The organism is Kitasatospora sp. NPDC058965 (genome assembly GCF_042741245.1).
GTDB lineage: Bacteria > Actinomycetota > Actinomycetes > Streptomycetales > Streptomycetaceae > Kitasatospora.
Genome location: NZ_JBHYKG010000608.1, coordinates 1 through 1,324, shown reverse-complemented (window position 1 = coordinate 1,324; position 1,324 = coordinate 1). Strand labels below are relative to the sequence as shown.

The 1,324-nt window shown below is 66.3% G+C and carries 2 protein-coding genes; both read right to left on the bottom strand.

Annotation, left to right across the window (positions count from 1 at the left end; translation table 11 throughout):
- Window positions 1-43: 43 nt before the first annotated feature.
- Window positions 44-538: a hypothetical protein gene (locus ACFW1A_RS40555; protein ID WP_380418762.1), complete on the bottom strand. Its 495-nt coding sequence runs from the start codon at window positions 536-538 to the stop codon at window positions 44-46.
- Window positions 535-1,107 (bottom strand): hypothetical protein, encoded by a 573-nt coding sequence (locus ACFW1A_RS40550; protein ID WP_380418760.1) that lies wholly within the window; start codon window positions 1,105-1,107, stop codon window positions 535-537. The genes ACFW1A_RS40555 and ACFW1A_RS40550 overlap by 4 nt, the downstream gene beginning before the upstream one ends.
- Between the last annotated feature and the right edge of the window lie 217 nt (window positions 1,108-1,324).

Below are 1,324 nucleotides of genomic sequence, written 5' to 3'. Positions count from 1 at the left end.
GGATCGGCGTATCGCCGATCCGCACCGGACCGCCGCCTCCCGCTCAGTCGAGCAGGACCAGTCGAATGCCGCTCGCCTCCACCCAGTCCTCCGCCTCGGTCACCAGGCGACGCACCTGCGCCGGTGAGAGACCCTTGAGCCGGATCACCCGTACCGTGAGCACCATGTACGCGTTGATCGCCAACCGATCCTCGATGCCGGCCAGCCAGACGCGCTCACCGAGCGCATACCTGACCAGTGCTTCGGACTCCAGCCGCCCAATCAACTCGGGGTGCGCCAGTGACGCGCGCGCGGCTGCGACGAAGTCCGAGATGTCCCGTACCGGTTGGTCCACCCGGAACAGCATCGCCATGCACTGCTGGAATACCCGCTCGGCGATGGTGTACTGCTCAATGCCTCCGCTCGATATCCGGGCCCTCATGACCTTCTCGTAGTAGTCCCTTCGGTCAGGTTGATTGAGCAGCCCAGCCAGTAGCCAACTGCCGTACACCGAGCGCGGATCCGGCTGCTCCGGGCGCTGACCTGCGGTCCCGCTCATGTCCACTTCACCGCCTCGACTTCCCGGACCAGACCGTCGAGCTCAGCCAGCGTCAGACTCCGCCAGGCGTAGATCTGGTCCAGCTTCATTTCCGTCGCCGCAGCCAACCCACGGTGCTCGCTCGCCGCCTTCGCGGTGATCGAACGCAGTCGCGCGTACTCGGCCGCATCACCCACGGCTTCCTCGAATACCATCCGGGTGACCAGTTGCAGGCAGTTCCGGACGGGCAGGTGGTCGATCGGCACCTCAGCCACCAAATCGAACTCTCCGTTCAGCTCGGCCCGGATCAGCGCTTCGGTCTCCCGCGGCGCGAAGTTCGGCCAGGCTGCCTCGGGGAACTGGCCAACCCAGTCGTACAGCGCCCAAGTCACCACTCGTGGATCGCACCGCGCAGACCAGCGCCATCGGATCGCCCCGCGGAAGAACCGGACAGCCGCCATGGGATACCACCGGTTGCTCTCCGCCAAGGCTCCCCTGACGTTCTCAGCTGTCGTCGCCGACCAGACCGCCTCGACAACTGCGGGCAGGGCAGCTGGCTCGTCAAACCGGTCATCAACCACTACCATCACGCCCCTTCTACTTTTGGCGCCGCGAGGAGATGGCGCGCTTGCCCTTGACCGCCAACCCTGCCAAACGAAGGGCCAAGGTGGCATAGGGACTGCAGGAGCGGAGCCCCCAACCAGCTCTGGACCATCACCGCTGGCTGAACGCTCGGTCACACTCCTCCGTACCGGCGCCCTCCCGCGACGATGACGGACGGACGAGGGCCCTGCCCCGGGTGCACCC

Excerpts from the sequence above, each read along its gene's own strand:
- ACFW1A_RS40555 (WP_380418762.1), bottom strand. The coding sequence starts at position 538 with ATGAGCGGGACCGCAGGTCAGCGCCCGGAGCAGCCGGATCCGCGCTCG.